Origin of the sequence: Actinoplanes sp. GCM10030250 (assembly GCF_042666575.1) — a bacterium.
Lineage (GTDB): Bacteria > Actinomycetota > Actinomycetes > Mycobacteriales > Micromonosporaceae > Actinoplanes.
In genome coordinates this window covers 506,609-521,914 of sequence record NZ_JBHTDO010000001.1, presented here as the reverse complement: position 1 = coordinate 521,914, position 15,306 = coordinate 506,609, and the positions used below count along the sequence as shown (strand labels likewise).

Genomic DNA, 15,306 nt, shown 5'->3' with positions numbered 1-15,306 from the left:
TCAGCCTAGATCCCGCGTTCTTTCCGGCGGCGCGGCGGCTTTCGCGCCACCGCCACCGCCACCGCCACCGGCGTCGGCGTCGGCGTCGGCGTCGGCGTCGGCGGCGGCGGCGGCGGCGGCGGCGCCTTTGGTTTCTTCGCCGGCCAGCCGGCTCTCCCGAACGGCCGCGGCGGCTTTCCCGAGCGGCCGCACGGCCAGGTATGCGGCCAGCCCGAGCGGGCCCAGCATGATCGTCAGCAGCAGGATCGGGGCCATCACCAGCGCCGGAACGCCACGATCCCGGCTGTCCAGCCAGGACCAGCGGCCGACGAACAGGTCGAACGCGATCATGTGAGCCCAGCCGGCCGCCGCACCGGCCGGGGAACCCAGCAGCTCGCTCACCCCGTCCAGCGTCGGCGACGACACCGCGGACAGCACCGTACCGAAGTCCGGAATGATCAACAGCGCGTAGATCGCCACGATCGGCAGCACGATCAGCGGCGAGGACACGACGCGGCGCGTCCACGACCACCCCGGCAGCAGGATCATCAGCGCCCAGAACGGCGCGGCCAGCAGAAACGTCAGGCTGAACAGCGACTCGGTCATTTCGCTCCCTTCCGGATCACGCCGATCGCCGCACCCGCCGTCGCGGCTGTCAACCCCAGGACCGCGATCATCGTGAGGCCATCAGGTTGCAGCAGCGGTTGCGCCCGCAGCGCCTGCCAGGTCAGCAACAGCACCAGTACGGCGTAAGCACTCCCGCCGACGAACACCAGCCGTGCCCGAACGATTTCGGTCAAGCTGCTCCAACGGCGCAGAGCGTAGGCGAGGAGCGGCAACGCCTGCAGCGCGTGCAGCCCGACGAAGTGACCGATGCGCAGGTCACCACCGGTCGTACTCCAGCCGGTCAGCGGCATGCCCGGCCCGCCGTCCGGCACACCGACGTTGTGCGCGCCGACCATGCCGTCGACACCACCCTGGCTGGTCATCAGGAAGGCGAGACCCATACCGAGCAGGGCGACGAGCAGACCCAGGCGGATCGCGTACGCGGCCGCGCGATCCGGGATCCGCTGCCGCAACGCCGTCACGGCGATCAGGACGTGGGCGAGGAAGAGCACCATGATCGACGAACCCATCGCCGACCACAGGGCCGCGTTGAACGGTGTGCTGATGTTGTAGTGGCTCGTCGTGCCCCGGACCACCTGGATCACGATGATCGTCAGCTCGATCACCGAGACACCCATGATGACGATGCCGGCCCGCTCGGCGAGGCGGCTGCGGCGCGGCAGGATCGCGAGCATCCAGGCCAGCGTCCAGGCGTAGACGGCGAACGACACGGCGAACTTGAACGGCTTCAGCCAGATCGGTACGCCGGTCAGGACCCGGGGATCGACGAGGATCCCGATCCCGGCGACGACCGCCAGCAGCGCCGACGCCACGGCGAGCACAAGCAGCGAACGGTTCCAGCGCACCGGGCTGCGCAGCGCCGGCAGATGTCCCGGTCCGGCCGTCCTTGACGAATCGATGATGGTCATGCCAGCAGCGTCCCGCCGCGCGGTGCCCGAATCGCCCGACCAGCGGCCGCATTTCCGGCCACCGGTCGTAGCCCTTCTCCTCCCCTGGTAGGAGGAGGCAATACTGACGCCGTGCATCACACCCCCGGCCTGACCGAATTCCCCGCTGACGACACCGGACGGCGCAGCAGCAGCGCGTTCGGCCAAGCCGTCGTCGCCGACGCCCTCCGCCCCGCCGACCCGGCCGCCGCAGCGGCCGCCGAACGGGAGACCGACTGGCGGCGCGGCTACCTCCGGCACTTCAAGGCCCTGGTCGAGACCGGCCTCGCCGCCGACGGCACCGCCGGCTACGAGATCGCCGAAGCGGGCCTCGCCTCGGTGCAGGCCCGGATGCGGTACGTCCGCGACGACGGCGAGTTCACGCTGGCCCAGGCACTGCTGGCCGCACCGGAGCGGGCGCTGGAGACGGTCGAGGTGACCGGAACGGGTACGGCCGAGCGGGAACTGGTCCTGCCGTACCGCGGTGAGCAGCTGCGGGGCGACTCACTGCACCGGCAGCTCGACAGCTGGGTCACGGCGGGGGTCGTTGAGGAGTCGTGCGCCGAGGCCGTACGCGAGGTCGCCGCCAACCCGGACTGGCTCGACCTGAACGACCAGCAGTTGGTGGCACTCGGTGCGGGCGCGGAGATGGGTCCGGTGAACGCGGTCCTCGGGTGGGGCGGCACGGTGCTCGCCGTCGACCTGCCCCGCCCCGACCTGTGGCAGCGCGTGTCCGGCGCGGCCGCGAAGAGCGCCGGCCGCCTGCTGGCCCCCTTCGCCGCCACGCACCCGTCCGGCGGCTCGCCCGCTGCCGGCGGCTCGTCCGCTGTCAGTGGTACGCCCGGCGCCGACCTGCTCCGTGATCTCGGCGCGGTCGCGCAGTGGCTGCTCAGCTTCGACGGACGGCTGATCGTCGGCAACTACGGCTACGCCCCCGGCGCGGCCTACCCCCGGCTGGCCGCCGCCGTGGACGCTCTCGGCGTACACCTGCGCCACCACCGCCCGGACACCGCACTCGCGGTCCTCGCCACCCCCACCGACGTGTACGCCGTACCCGCCAGTGCCGTCGCCCAGGCCCGCACCCGCTACCAGGACCGTTCCCGCCTGGCCGGTGTCACCGGCACCCTCACCGGCGGTCGCCTGCTGCGCCCCAACTACGCGTGCGACGAGGCACCCGGCATCAACGACAGCCTCGTACCCCAGCAGGGCCCCAACTACGCCCTCGCCAAGCGCATCCACCGCTGGCGCGCCACCCTCGCCCGCCGCGACGGCGTGGTCAGCTTCGCCGTGGCCCCGCCCACCCGCACCCGCTCCGTCATCAGCAACCGCATGCTGGCCGCCGCCTACGCCGGAGCCCACCTCTTCGACGTGGAGATCTTCGAACCCGCCACCGCCAGCAAGCTGATGGCCACCCTCCTCGTGCACCAGATCCGCAAGCCCCGCCCCGCCCACCCCGCCGCCTGGCAGGACGAGGCCCTGTCCGCCGCACACGGAGGCCTCTGGCGAATCGCCTACAACCCCCGAACCGCTCTGCCCCTCGCCGCCGTTCGCGGCTTGGCCCTCCCCCACCGCCCCTGACACCCCGCTCCCGCCGCCCCTCCCGAGGGTCAGTAGGCGCACACGTTGGGGTTGTGTGCGCGTTTACCCACGTCATGGCCGTAGCCAGCGCACGTGTAACCCCAATGTGTGCGGTTACCCCACGCCGCTGACCCGGGGGCATGGAGGGTGACGCACTAAGGTCGGCGCATGGGTACGGCGGGAGTGGTGCTGGCGGGGGGTGCCGGGCGGCGCTACGGGATGCCGAAGGCGCTGGTCACCCACAACGGCCGGCTGTTCGTTCAGCATGCCGCGGACACGCTGCGGGCTGGGGGCTGTGATCCCCTGCTCGTCGTCCTGGGCGCCGCCGCCGACGAGGTGCTGACAGCGGCACCCGACCTGCCTCCGACGGTGTTCAACCCCGACTGGGCGACCGGCATGGCCTCCTCCCTCCGAGCAGGACTGGCCGCTCTTGCCGGCACCGACGCCACCGCCGCGGTGATCCTCCTGGTCGACATGCCCGGGGTGACCCCCGAGGCGGTCCGCCGCATTCGAGCCCACTCCTCCCCCGACGCCCTGGTCATGGGCGGCTACGGTCCCCGCCGCGGCCACCCCGTTCTGCTGGGCCGCAACCACTGGGCAGGCGTCGCCGCATCCGCGACCGGCGACCGCGGCGCCCGCGACTACCTGCGCTCCCGCGACGTCCAAGTCATCCCCGTGGGCGATGTCGCCGACGACACCGACATCGACACTAAGTAATCGTTTGATGACTCAAAATAGTCGCGGGAACGGGGCAACCTTCCCGCCGCCACCGCACACTCCATCAGCGGACAGTGATGGACCGCCCGCTGCCGCTGAGCATTTCCCCTGGTGCTATTCCCCCAGCGTGCGCGGGCCGGTGAAGGAAACGGCCGGGTAAGGCAGGGCCACACCTAACTCCTCGGGTGTGCGGACCATGCCGAACCCGGCCGTTCCCGTTCCCCAAGAAATGGAGCGGGTGACGAAACCCGGGATCGCAGCCGTCGCAGCATCCGGGCGTCCCCGAAGCCCACCGCCCGGGCCGCCGCCTCCACCGTGGAACCGTGGCCGATCAGATGCTCGGCCCGCTCCACCCGCAGCACCTGCTGGTACCGCAATGGCGTGCATCCGGTCGCCGCCGTGAAAAGCCTGGTCAGCGTGCGTTCGCTGACGCCCGCGCCGGTAGCCAGATCCGACAGCAGCAGCGGTTGTGCGTAGGCCGAGTCGATCCGGTCCTGCACCCGGTGGACGACGTCGCTGAGGTGCCCCCGGTGCCGCAGCATCGCGCTGTCCTGCTGCGAGTCACCGTTGCGCCGGGCGTAGACCACCATCTCCCGGGCGACCCGCGCGGCCACCGCCGGTCCGTGCCGCAGCGCTACCAGGTGCAGCGCGAGGTCGATGCCGCTGGCGATGCCCGCCGACGTGACCACCCGGCCGTCCATGACATAGAGGACGTCCCGCAACACCGTGGCCGCCGGGTATCCGCGGGCCAAACGTTCCTGCAAGTCGTGGTGGGTGGTGCAGCGCCGGCCGTCGAGCAGCCCGGCTCGGCCGAGGGCGTCGGCGCCCGCGCACACGCTCGCCACGGTCCCGCCGGCCGCGTGATGCGCCGCGATCCGGGAGAGCGTCGGCTCGCCGAAGTATCCGTAGCCGTCGCGCCATCCAGGCACCACCACGAGGTCCTCCGGGGACAGGGTGGGCCACGTGACCGACGCCTGCAACGCCACGCCCTGCCAGGTCGGCACCGTCGGAGCCTCGGCCACGTACTCCAGGTGATATCCCGGAGCGGTCGAGAACACCTGGGCGGGTCCGGCCAGGTCGAGCAGGTGCACCTGCGGTGTCAGCACGAACAGCACCCGGCTCACGATCCGGTCACACTCCAACAAGCTCCGCGACGGTCCGGATGGTGGCGAACCGGCCGGCGAGCGCGAACTCGGTGCGGGCCACCACGTCCTCGGCGGCCAGCGTACGCGGATCGGCCAGCAACTCCTCGACGCTCAGATCCTCCGCGGCGTCCCGGTGCGGGATCGGGAACGTGGCGGTCGCGTCGGTGACGAACGTGACCTCGTACCCGAGGTCCGAGGCGACCCGCGCCGTCGTCTCCACGCACTGCTCGGTACGCAGCCCGCAGACCGTGATCGACGCGATCCCGGCCACGGTCAGCCGGTGCTGCAGGTCGGTGGTGGTGAACGCGTTGTGCACGGTCTTCACCAACACGGGCTCGTCCGGCGCCACCTCGAGATCGTCCATCACCCGGACGAATCCGCTCGCCGGATCGAACACGTCGCCGGTACCGGGTTCGGCGTGCACCACCCAGATCACCGGGTCGCCCGCCGACCGAGCAGCCTCCACGAGTTTCCGCACGTTCTCGACCACCGCGGTATTGTTCACCGTTCCCCACAGCGGTCGCGCACGGAACGATTCCTGAACGTCGATCACGACGAGAGCATTGGTCATGCCTCTGATCCAACGCCCCTGGCACGCGATCCAGCAGACATCATCACGTCCGGCCCCGGACCGATCCGGTCACGCTGAGACGAGCGGGAGAGTCAGCGAGCCAGGCGAGCGGCGGAGCGGGTGCGAGCGTGGGACAACAGGCGCTCGACCTCGTCGGCCGTGGCGGGGCCGGGGTTCACCACGCTCGCCCAGCCCTGGACGGCGTAGGCGGGATGGGGCATCAGCCGGTCCGGCTCGGTGAAGTCGATGTCGGCGATCCGGGCGGCGAAACCCTCAGGTCCGTACCCGAAGAGGTTCTTGAACTCGGCTCGTCCCACCTCGATGTTGAGGCGGAACGCGAACCGCCGGTTGAGGTGGGAGCGCTCGTCGAAGCCTGGGATGTCGTGCCCGACGATGGTGGCGAAGGGACGCATCCGGTCCTCGCCGGCGAAGAAGAACCGGTCACCCCACGTGTAGGGCGGCATCTCCGACTCCGGTTCGATCCGGGTCTGCGCGACTCCGGGCAGGGCCAGCACCCGGGCGGCCACCTCGGCGGCCGGGTCGTCGCCGGCCGCCACGTGCAGGAGGGCCTCGCACTGCGCGAGCGTCTCGGGATCGAGGGGGAAGTAGCGCGGCTCGTCCGTGACCCGCTCGGAACCCTTCGCCGTCGCCGGGGGGACCATCCCGGAGGAGAGCGACCCCTCGAAGGAGTCCGGCGACGGCTCGGCCAGGCCCAGCGTGGGGCCGGTGCCGAGGCTGCCGGCGACGAAGACGTACCGGGAGCCGAGCAGCGACGACACGATCGCCCCGGCCGACGACCATTCGAGGTCCATGCCGGCGAGCCGCCATCGGCTCGGGTGTCGTTGCAGGTGGCGGTTGTGGGAGAAGACGAGGGTGGGCCCGCGGTCCCGTTCCGACTCGCGGATGTCGAGCAGGTTCCATGCCATCAGCGCGTCACGCAGGCCGAGCAGCCGGCGGATCCGTTCGTCCTGCGGTGCCGGATCGGCGGCCACCGCGTGGTAGCGGAGCAGGCCCAGGGCCGCGTCGGCGTGGACCTTCGCGCGATGCCAGGACTGCGCGGAGGTGTCCCGCACGAGGCGGGACGCATGGACGTACAGCATGGTTTTCAGATCGTCGGCAAGCGCTCGCAGCGCGACAGCCTCGGGTGACCGGCCCGGAGATCGCGCCGCGTCCATGATCGCGGCCTGGTCGGTCCATCGAGTCTCGTCACCGAGCAGCTGATCCAGATCGGGCGCGGACACGCCGAGGTAGTCACGCACATGCCGGAGGGAGGTGCCGGGACTAGCGGCGCTGGTCATCTCCAGCGGAGCGTCGAAACCGTGGAAGGAGAGACGGTCGGCCGGCGCCAGCTGCTCGTTGTGGGCGCGCATCCAGGTGATCAGCTCGCGGTTCCCGGTGAGATGGCCGAGGCCGTGGCTGAAGCCGGTCGCGAGCGGCAGCTCGTCGCGGTCGCCGTTCACGTAGTCATTCGCGGTCAGGCCGGCGATCCGGTCGGACTCGATCGCGATCGAGCGGAAGCCCTGCCCGACGAGAAACTCGAAGATCTCGTTGCGCAGGCGCGGGAAGGCCGGCTCGAGATGGGTGGGCTCGCCGAGGGCCAGCAGCGCCGGACGGCGTGACTCGAGAAGGGGCAGCAGCTCGGATTCAAATGCCATGGCCTTCACCGTATCGTTGAATTTGCTGTTTAAAGTTTCCTGCGATCCGCACTGGGAGTGCCCTCTGAAGCCTCAACGACCGGTGGACCTCGCCCGGCGGCACGGCCTGACCGCGCAGGCGGTGCGCAACTACGAGCGCAACGGCGTGATCCCGGCCGCGCGGCGCACCGGGAGTGGCTACCGCGTCTACACCGAACTGCATGTGGTTGCGCTCAGTGCCTATCTCGCGCTTGTTCAGGGGTACGGGTACCGCACGGCTGCCGTGATCATGAGGGCTGCCGGCCGGGGCGACGTGGAGTCCGCTCTGACCGCTCTCGACGGCGCCCACGGACTACTACAGCGCGATCGGGAGACCCTGGCAACCGTCGCGTCGGCCGCCACGGTGCTGGCGTCCGCCCCGCCGTCCCGTCCCGGCGACCGCCCGCTCCCGGTCGGCGCCGTCGCACACCGGCTCGACGTCACCCCGGCCACGCTGCGCAAATGGGAACAGGCGGGGATCCTCGTCCCGGCCCGCGACCGCTACACGCACCACCGGATGTACACGCCCGACGACGTCCGCGACGCGGAGCTCACCCACCTGCTGCGGCGAGGCGGTTACCGGCTGGACCACATCGCCACAGTGGTGGCGCAGGTCCGGTCCGCCGGTGGGCCGGAGGCGCTCGCCGGGTCGCTGGCCGGCTGGCAGGAGCGGCTCACCGCCCGCGGGCGCGCCATGCTCACCGGCTCCGCGCGCCTCGACGAATACCTGACCCTGCTGGAGAAAGACCTGCTGGAGGAAAGCCCGCTGGAGGAAAGCCCGCTGGAGAAAGACGTCGCCCCGCCCGTGGGGGGTACGGGCGGGGCGGCGGGTCTGTGACGGTCAGTGCGGATAGTCGCGGTAACTACCTGTGTAGTAGTCCCCGACCTCGTCGCGGTACTCCGGAGACTCGAAGGTGTCCTTGTCGTACTCGGGAGAGGTCTTGATCTGCTCCTTCGTACGGTCCACGTAGACCTTCCGCTCCGCGTGATCGACGGTCTGCACCGTTCCGGCGGGCAGAAGAACCTTCCGCCCGAAGATCCACGGTCCGGTGTCGACCACGACGTGGGCACTGCCGACGTCGTAGCTGGCCTGGTCGATCGAGCCGATGTGGCCATCGGTCGCCTCGACCTTGTAACCGACCAGGTCCACGCCGGACCTCGCGCCCTCTTCGACGCTTTCCGTGTCGGTCTGGTCATACGTCGCGGCCAGGCTCGACGGGTCGCGCCACGACCACGGGGTGAACGGCGTTGGTTGCATCACGGCCTCCTCACATCGATGAATTGGCTCTGCACCACTCGTACCCGTCCACCCGGCGGGTTAACCATCACCGATTGATGTCGCCTCCGGAGAGTGACGCCAACTCCGCCCGGCTGGGCAGACCCTCGCAGTCACCAGGCACGGTGACCGCGAACGCGCCGGCCGCGATCGCCGTGCGTAACCGCTCCTCCGCGTCAGCGCCGGCCTGCCGGTCCGCGAGATAGCCCGCCACGAACGCGTCACCGGCACCGACCGGGTCGAGCGAGGTCACCGGCAGGGCTGGTACGTGGAAGCGGTCGCCGCCGATCCGCGCGACGCAACCCCGGGCGCCGTCCTTGACGATCACCTCGGTGGGGCCGAGTTTCGCCAGGCCCTCCACCGGATCGGGGTCGTCGACGAAGATGGCCGCCTCGTCCGGGCCGGCGAAGACCACGTCGGCGCGGCTCACCAGATCGCGGAGCACCGGGGCGGCGTCGAACCGGGACCACAGCTTGCTCCGGTAGTTGACGTCCACCGAGACCGCCACCCCGGCGGCCCGTGCCGACTCCACCGCGTGGAAGACGGTGGCCCGGGCGGAGTCGCTGAGTGCGGGGGTGATCCCGGTGATGTGCAGGATGCCGGCCGCCTCGATCTCGGCCGTGGGGACGTCGGCCGGGGTCAGCCGGGAACCGGCACTGCCGGCGCGGTGGTAGTCGGCCTGGATGAACTGGGCGGAGCGCTGGTACCGGATCATCAGGCCGGTGAACGCGTCGTCGGGGAGGGCGATCACCCGTACGCCGAAGGAGCGCAACCGGGAGGCGATGAGCGCGCCCGTCGCGTCCGGGCCGAGCCGGCCCAGCCAGGTGGCGTCGCCGCCCAGGCGCGCCACCCCGATCGCGACGTTGCTCTCGGCGCCGGCGACGCCGAGGGTGAAGCCGCGGGCGCTCTCCAGCGTGCCGATGCCGTCGGCCACGAAGATGCCCATCGACTCACCGAACGTCAGCACGCCGGGGCGCCTGCTCGCGGGTGGGGTTTCCGGGCTGGTCATGAGCGGGCGAGGGCGACCGCGTCGGCGGCGCGGCGGGCGCGGGTGGCGAGTGCGGTGAGGCTGCCGCCGGTCGCGGCGTCGCCGATCAGCGGCCCGCCGAGGCCGACCGCGACGGCGCCCGCGGCGATCCACTTGGCGATGTCGTCGAGGCCGATGCCGCCGGTCGGCATGATCTTCACGTCGGGCAGCGGCCCGTGCAGGTCCTTCAGATATCCCGGGCCGAGGCCACCCGCGGGGAAGAGCTTGACCAGCGGCGCACCGGTCCGGTGCGCCGCGTAGACCTCACTGGGTGTGTACGCACCCGGGTAGCACGGCACGTCCTGCCCGGTGAGGGTGTCACCCACCGGCGACACCAGGAAGACCGCACCGGCGTCGACGGCGGCCTTGGCGTCGTCGGGGGTGAGCACCGTGCCGGCGCCGACCACCACGGTGTCCGGGAGCTGGCGGCGCAGGCCGGCGATCGCCTCGATCGCGCCCCGCGAGGTCAGCGTGACCTCGAGGGCGGTGATCCCGGCGGCGACCAGGACGTCGGCCACCACGGCGAAGCCGTCGGCGGTGGGTGCGCGGAGGATGGCGACGAGCCCGCTGTCGACGATGGCGGTCGAGACAGGATCGAGGGAAGCGCTGTGTTCAGTCACGATTTCGATCCTGCCCGATGCAACCGTTTGCATAAAGCCCTCAGCCGCCGAGCAGACGGCCGATCGTGTCGAAGACGTCGGCGTAGAACGTGCCGCCGATGCTGCGGAACAGCTCGAACGGCTTGTCCGGGCTGCCGAAGAAGGGCCGCAGGGTCCAGGCGAGCTGGGTGCCGACGAACCCGAAGAGCAGGATCCAGATGTAGAGCAGCGTCATGCTCGCCGAGCCCTCGGGCCGGGGCGGCGGACCCGGGCGGGCGCCGATCTGGGAGAGCGGCTTGATCGGCGCGGTGAGCACGGCACCGTTCCCCGTGGGCGCGGCGGACGTACCCGCCCCCTCGGCCTTCGCCTCCAGCGCGGCCGGCGTGGCGGGCACGGCGATCAATTCCTGATGGTCGTTGAGCGCCCGCATGCCCGCGGTCAGGAAGCGCAGGCCGACTATCGCGGTGAGCACGAGGATCGCCACGTTGAGCAGTTTGAAGAACGAGTAGCTCTGCGCGGTGATCAGGAAGAACAGGCTGATCGGCGCGAAGGCGAGCGTGAGCACGGCGGTCACGGTGATCGTCACCATGATCAGGGTCAGCGCCTGGAGCACCGAGAGCTTCGCGCCGAAGACCAGGTTGAACAGGTAGAGCGTGGGCAGGCAGATGGCGAGGGTCGCCAGGAACAGCAGGGGCAGCTTGACGAACGAGGCGAGCGCCTGGAGCGCGCTGTTCGAGGCGCCGAGGACCGCGCCGTAGAACGCGAGGCTGAGCGCCGAGCTGACCAGCATCTGACCGGTGAGCTGCTTGAGATCGCGCTCCTCGATGATCTGACGCCAGATTCCGTCCCGGTCACGGAGCAGGCGTTCGATTACGAGGAGGCTGTTCCCGGAGGGGTTGGCCATCGTGTCTCCCGAGGTGGTGGGGGAAAAACTTCGCGGAGGCTACCCTGTCGCCGTGACTGATCCGACGCTCAGGACCTCCGACGCAGAACGGTACCGTGTCGTCGCAATGCTGGAAATGCATGCGGCCGCAGGACGTCTCACCCTTGACGAGTACGCGGAGCGCGTCGACCGGGTGCTGGCCTGCCGTACACACGGGGATCTGGCCGCGGTCACCGCGGACCTACCGAGCACGGAGGAGCCGCGCGACGACTCCCGTCACCTGCTGTGGGCGTTCCTCGCCGCGGCGGTGGTGCTGGTGCTGTTCATGGTCGTTCTTGGTCTGGCCCGCTGAGCGTGGCCGGCTTGCGGTGCAGGAGGCTGCGCACCACCCCGTTCGGCGCGTCCACCGGCAACGGCGGAGTCTCCCGGATGCCCAGTTCCTCCCGAATGGCCGCCTCGAACTGCTGCATGACAAGCGGAACCTGAGCGATCAGCTCCCGGAAATGGGTCTGCGGCTGCACACCGGCCACCGCTTCCGGGTTCATCTCGCTGTGCAGGCGCTCCAGCTGGAGGTGCACGGCCAGCGCCGCACTCCGGACCGGCCCCGAGGCCAGCAGACGGACCGGCATCAGGGCCGGGCCGATCTGATCCAGGTACGCCAGCGGGCTCGGCGGCTTCTCCCCCGACTCGAACGACGTACGCAGCCGGTGAGTGGCCCGCTCGAAAGCGGTCAGCAACTGGACGTACGCGTCCCTGCGCTCCGAATACCACTGCTTCGTGCGGCGGCGCCGGCTCAGCAGGCTGACGTTACGAGCCTGAACGAGCACCGCCACTCCGGCTCCGGCCAGCGCGAACACGACGGCCACGAGGGGCAGCCCCCACCACGGGATCTGAGACACCCGCTAACCGTATCGAGCCCGTACCCGGACGACCGTCAACTACGCCCCCGTACGAGCACGGCATCCGCTTTCCGGCGCTGATCAGCCACGCCCGAGCCCGGCGCGGCATCCGCTTCCGGCACTGATCAGTCACGACCGCGGGCCAGCGCGGCGTCGATGGTGCGGGCCGCCCCGCCGGCTATCTGTGCTGGTCCGAGCAGTGCACCGCGCCGGCGCAGGGCCGCCACCCGCTCCGCGCCGAGCCGCTCCTCCGCCGCCGCGCGGGCCCGGTCCAGGCGTGCCGCCTCCGCCGGGTACACCGCGGCGGGCGGCAGCGCCGCGTCGATCAGCACCGCCGTCTCGTCCTCACCCACCCGGACGAGCAGCACGATCAGGTTGCGCAGGGCCGCCGCGTGCAGGGTGTCGTTGCCCGCCCGCCGCCACAGCCGCAACACGTCCCGGAAAGCAGCGAGCGCCGGACCCGGATCACCGTGCCGGCTGCGCACCGCGACCGCCGCCGTGCCGGCCGCCGCCTGGAACAGCCGGTCGTCCACCGGCCCGGCGAGCGCGACGGCCTCGTCCAGCAACTCCAGGGCCCGCTCCGGGTCGGTGTCGCCGAGTGCTTCACCGAGCCCGTACCGGGCCTCGGCCCGCGCGCTCGGATTGCCGGTCGAGTCCGCGAGCTCGACCGCGGAGACCGCCAGTTCCACCGCCCGCTCCACCTGCCCCGACCAGGCCCGCACGAGTGCCTCCCCGACCAGCCCGGACACCCTGGCGATGGGCTCGCCGTCCATCGCCCGGTAGTGCGCGATCGCGGTCCGCGCGTCACAGGCGACCAGCGCCACGTCGCCGAGCACCTCGTGAGCCGGCGCGCCCGGCGGGTCGGCGAGACCGGCGAGCTTCCGCGCCTCCGCCAGGTCACCCCGGCCCCAGGCGTGGGTGGCCGCGGCGGCGAGCGCATCCGGGTGCCGCGGGCCGTCGACGGCGGCCAGACCCCAGGCGAGCACCTCGTACTGCTGGCAGCGGTAGCCGTAGCGGTACATCGCGGCGGCGAGCCGGACCCGGATGTCGGCTGAGCCCCGAGCGTGGGCCAGGCGCAGATCGGGCAGGATGGCGTCGATCTCCCGTACCGCTGACGCCTGCTCCGGCCCCCGCATGCGCGAGTCGAGCTCCTCGGCCATGGCGGCCATGGCCATGGCATGGCGCGCCTCGGTCTCGGCCCGGTCCGCCGCCTCGCCCGAGACCGCGCCCGAGCCCCGGCCCGCGACCGCGTTCGGGCCCGGTGCCGGCCCGGCTGCCGCGTCCGCACGCCCCGCCCGGCGCCGCGATTCCCGGCGCGAGGTCTCCCGGTGCGATCGCTGCCCGTTCCCACCCGCCCTCGCCGCCGCCCGCTCCACAAGATCCCCGCCCGGCCAGCCGCTCGCCGCACGCGGCCCGCCCGACCCGTTCGGCATCACCCGGCCATCCCCGTTCGGCATCGCGCGGTCCGGATCCACGGCGTGATCAATCTCGGCCACCGGCTCTGACGCAAAGGCCCGCTCCGGCTCCGACGCATAGGCCCGCACCGTCTCCAGCAGCCGGAACCGCCCCACACCGTGCCGCGCCACCAACGACCGGTCCACCAGCCCCGCGAGCAGCCCCGCCACCCGAGGGCGAGGCAGCCTGCCATCCGCCGCCACCGCCTCGGCCGCCGCCACCGAGAACCCGCCCGCGAACACCGCCAGCCGCCGCAGCAACCGCTCCGAAGCCGGATCCAGCAGGCCGAACGACCAGGCCACCACGGCACGCAACGTACGGTGCCGCGGATCACCACCCCGCCGCCCCCGGCTCAGCAGGTCCAGCCGGTCATCCAGCCGGGCGTGCAGCTCCTCCACGCCCAGCACCGCCGCCTGGGTGGCCGCCAACTCGATCGCCAGCGGCAACGAATCCAGCCGTTCCACCACCTCACCGACCGCCGGCGACATCGGCACCCGCGCTCGCTCGCAGAACAACCGCCGAGCCGTCTCCGGAGCCAGCGGCCCGAGCCGCAACACCTGCTCACCGTCCACCCGCAGGCTCTCCTGGCTGGTCACCACCACGCGCACCCCGCGCAGCGCCTCAGCCACCTCGGCCGCCGCGCTCAGCACATGCTCACAGTTGTCCAGAACCACCACCGGATACCGCTCCGCCGCCGCCGCGATCACCGCAACCGGCACCTCGTGCGGCGCCACCCGCGCACCCACCGCAACCGCCACCGCCGCGAGGAAATCCGCCTCCCGCACGTCGGCCGCGTCCACCCAGGCCACCCGGGGAGCCGCCCGCACGGTCTCCGCCACCAGCCGCGTCTTGCCCACACCACCGGGCCCCACCACACTGACCAGGCCGGGCTCAGCGAGCAGCGCGGCCAATTGCCGCTGCTCACCCTCCCTGCCAAGAAAAGACGAGAACCGCAGGGGTACGCCCGGAGCACCCTCCCTCCACCCCCGACCTCCCCCACTCCCCACCCCCGCGCTCGCGGCCGTCCCTGGCCCGGTCGTCCCTCGCGTGACCGGCCCGTGCGTGACTGGCCCGTGCGCTTCCTTCGCCACGCCACTGCTGCTCGCGTCCACTGACGCCACACCTCTCGGCCGGTCAGCGGCCGGCGGGAAGTCGGCCGGCTCGCCGCGGAGGAGGGCCACCTGAGCGCGGCGGACCCGTTCGGAAGGGTCGAGGCCGAGGCGGTCGACGACGGCGTCGGCGTGGTGGCGGAGCACTTCGAGGGCCTCACCCCGGCGGCCGGCCGCGGTCAGTGCGGCGGCCAGGGTGACAGCTCCCTCTTCCCAGCAGGGGTCGGCGTCCACCGTGGTGTGCAACTCGGCGGCCGCGTCGGCTGCGGGCAGCGACGCGGCGTGCCGGAGGAGGGCGATGCGGTGCAGCCTGACCAGCCGGGCCGCCGCACCGCGGAACGGCTCGTCCGGGAACTCGGGAAGCGGCCGCCCCCGCCACAGCCCCATCGCCTCGGCCGGGGCACGGTGATCGCGAACCAGGTCCTCGAAGCGCAGCGCGTCCACGCAGGTGCGGGGCAGGTTGAGCCGGTAGCCGGCCGGTTCCAGGGTGATGATTCCGGGCACGCCGAGCCGGGCGCGCAACCGGGCCACATGCGACTGCATGCTGTTGCGCGCCGACGGCGGTGGATCCTCCGGCCAGAGGGCGTCGACCAGCTCCGGCACCCCGACCGGCCCGCCCGCCCGCAGCGCGAGCAGAGCCAGGACGGCACGCTGCGCCCCGCCCGACAGGATGACCGGACCGTCGTCGCCCTCCACCTCGAAGGGTCCCAGAACGCGGACCAGCACTCCCCGACGTTAGGACCCCGCCCCGGGGGCAGCGCAACAATTTTCGGCCTATCGACAGATCTCCGACTCTTCCGATCACCCTCACGGCCCCCGGTCACGTGCGTGAGTGCCGCCTC

General features: G+C 71.8%; 15 protein-coding genes. 4 read left to right on the top strand and 11 right to left on the bottom strand.

Going from position 1 to position 15,306, the window contains the following annotated elements; genetic code table 11:
- Positions 1-585: an ABA4-like family protein gene (locus ACFQV6_RS02315; RefSeq protein ID WP_378025589.1), complete on the bottom strand. Its 585-nt coding sequence runs from the start codon at positions 583-585 to the stop codon at positions 1-3.
- Entirely contained in the window at positions 582-1,514 is a 933-nt protein-coding gene (locus ACFQV6_RS02310; protein ID WP_378025588.1) for a hypothetical protein, read from the bottom strand. Before ACFQV6_RS02310 ends, ACFQV6_RS02315 begins: the two co-directional genes overlap by 4 nt.
- 111 nt (positions 1,515-1,625) lie before the next feature.
- On the opposite strand from ACFQV6_RS02310, the gene ACFQV6_RS02305 reads away from it, so the two are divergent.
- The gene (locus ACFQV6_RS02305) at positions 1,626-3,110 is read left to right on the top strand and encodes a hypothetical protein (protein WP_378025587.1); all 1,485 of its coding nucleotides are present in this window, start codon (positions 1,626-1,628) and stop codon (positions 3,108-3,110) included.
- 168 nt (positions 3,111-3,278) lie between these two features.
- Positions 3,279-3,827: an NTP transferase domain-containing protein gene (locus ACFQV6_RS02300; protein ID WP_378025586.1), complete on the top strand. Its 549-nt coding sequence runs from the start codon at positions 3,279-3,281 to the stop codon at positions 3,825-3,827.
- Positions 3,828-4,000: 173 nt separating this feature from the next.
- Here the strand turns inward: ACFQV6_RS02300 and ACFQV6_RS02295 are convergent, their stop codons facing one another.
- From ACFQV6_RS02295 to ACFQV6_RS02285, 3 genes are all read right to left on the bottom strand, one after another.
- Complete coding sequence (locus ACFQV6_RS02295) at positions 4,001-4,951, bottom strand: GlxA family transcriptional regulator (RefSeq protein ID WP_378025585.1); 951 nt, start codon at positions 4,949-4,951, stop codon at positions 4,001-4,003.
- 7 nt (positions 4,952-4,958) lie between these two features.
- Entirely contained in the window at positions 4,959-5,543 is a 585-nt protein-coding gene (locus ACFQV6_RS02290; protein WP_378025584.1) for a cysteine hydrolase family protein, read from the bottom strand.
- A gap of 92 nt (positions 5,544-5,635) precedes the next feature.
- Positions 5,636-7,198: a DUF6194 family protein gene (locus ACFQV6_RS02285; RefSeq protein ID WP_378025583.1), complete on the bottom strand. Its 1,563-nt coding sequence runs from the start codon at positions 7,196-7,198 to the stop codon at positions 5,636-5,638.
- A gap of 82 nt (positions 7,199-7,280) precedes the next feature.
- Here ACFQV6_RS02285 and ACFQV6_RS02280 point away from each other — a divergent pair, with 82 nt between their 5' ends.
- The gene (locus ACFQV6_RS02280; protein WP_378025582.1) at positions 7,281-8,054 is read left to right on the top strand and encodes a TioE family transcriptional regulator; all 774 of its coding nucleotides are present in this window, start codon (positions 7,281-7,283) and stop codon (positions 8,052-8,054) included.
- Between the two features lie 3 nt (positions 8,055-8,057).
- On the opposite strand, the gene ACFQV6_RS02275 is transcribed toward ACFQV6_RS02280, so the two are convergent.
- The 4 genes from ACFQV6_RS02275 to ACFQV6_RS02260 all read right to left on the bottom strand — a co-directional run bounded on the left by ACFQV6_RS02275 (position 8,058) and on the right by ACFQV6_RS02260 (position 11,022).
- Positions 8,058-8,474: a PRC-barrel domain-containing protein gene (locus tag ACFQV6_RS02275; RefSeq protein ID WP_378025581.1), complete on the bottom strand. Its 417-nt coding sequence runs from the start codon at positions 8,472-8,474 to the stop codon at positions 8,058-8,060.
- Positions 8,475-8,541: 67 nt separating this feature from the next.
- Positions 8,542-9,501: a sugar kinase gene (locus tag ACFQV6_RS02270; RefSeq protein ID WP_378025580.1), complete on the bottom strand. Its 960-nt coding sequence runs from the start codon at positions 9,499-9,501 to the stop codon at positions 8,542-8,544.
- Positions 9,498-10,139 carry a bifunctional 4-hydroxy-2-oxoglutarate aldolase/2-dehydro-3-deoxy-phosphogluconate aldolase gene (locus ACFQV6_RS02265; RefSeq protein ID WP_378025579.1) on the bottom strand — a complete coding sequence of 214 codons (642 nt, stop codon included), beginning with the start codon at positions 10,137-10,139 and terminating at the stop codon, positions 9,498-9,500. Before ACFQV6_RS02265 ends, ACFQV6_RS02270 begins: the two co-directional genes overlap by 4 nt.
- A 40-nt stretch (positions 10,140-10,179) precedes the next feature.
- Positions 10,180-11,022, bottom strand: coding sequence for a hypothetical protein (locus ACFQV6_RS02260; protein ID WP_378025578.1), 843 nt, complete (start codon positions 11,020-11,022; stop codon positions 10,180-10,182).
- Between the two features lies 1 nt (position 11,023).
- Between ACFQV6_RS02260 and ACFQV6_RS02255 the strand changes: the two genes are divergently transcribed.
- The gene (locus ACFQV6_RS02255) at positions 11,024-11,353 is read left to right on the top strand and encodes a DUF1707 domain-containing protein (RefSeq protein ID WP_378025577.1); all 330 of its coding nucleotides are present in this window, start codon (positions 11,024-11,026) and stop codon (positions 11,351-11,353) included.
- On the opposite strand, the gene ACFQV6_RS02250 is transcribed toward ACFQV6_RS02255, so the two are convergent.
- The gene (locus ACFQV6_RS02250) at positions 11,325-11,900 is read right to left on the bottom strand and encodes a hypothetical protein (protein WP_378025576.1); all 576 of its coding nucleotides are present in this window, start codon (positions 11,898-11,900) and stop codon (positions 11,325-11,327) included. The two genes, ACFQV6_RS02255 and ACFQV6_RS02250, sit on opposite strands and share 29 nt — an antisense overlap.
- Before the next feature lie 125 nt (positions 11,901-12,025).
- Positions 12,026-15,190 (bottom strand): BTAD domain-containing putative transcriptional regulator, encoded by a 3,165-nt coding sequence (locus ACFQV6_RS02245; RefSeq protein WP_378025575.1) that lies wholly within the window; start codon positions 15,188-15,190, stop codon positions 12,026-12,028.
- Between the last annotated feature and the right edge of the window lie 116 nt (positions 15,191-15,306).